The sequence below is a fragment of the Microbacterium sp. ZXX196 genome (assembly GCF_009709595.1).
Classification (GTDB): domain Bacteria; phylum Actinomycetota; class Actinomycetes; order Actinomycetales; family Microbacteriaceae; genus Microbacterium; species Microbacterium excoecariae.
Map to the genome: position 1 here is coordinate 1 of NZ_WMEE01000399.1, position 249 is coordinate 249.

1 protein-coding gene is annotated in these 249 nt (G+C 59.8%); it reads left to right on the forward strand.

Annotated elements, in window-relative coordinates; all coding sequences use genetic code 11:
- Window positions 1-249 (forward strand): 2'-5' RNA ligase family protein (locus GJQ66_RS13470; protein WP_230379670.1); only part of this gene is annotated, 249 nt, incomplete at both ends.

The following is a 249-nucleotide window of genomic DNA, read 5'->3' on the forward strand; positions in this document are numbered from 1 at the left end:
TCGTCAGCCAGGCTTTACGTTACAACTCGATGATGCCGGGCAATGGTTGCGTTCGCGCGTCGTCTGGCTTGGCTGTCGCCAGTCGCCACGCGGGCTGTTGCAACTGGCGGATATGCTGCGCGCTCAGGCTGCACGCAGCGGATGCTGGCAAAGTCCAACGCCGTTTCATCCTCATATCACCCTGCTACGCGATGCCAGTCATGCGGTCACGATACCGCCGCCGGGTTTTCACTGGACTTTTCCTGTAAC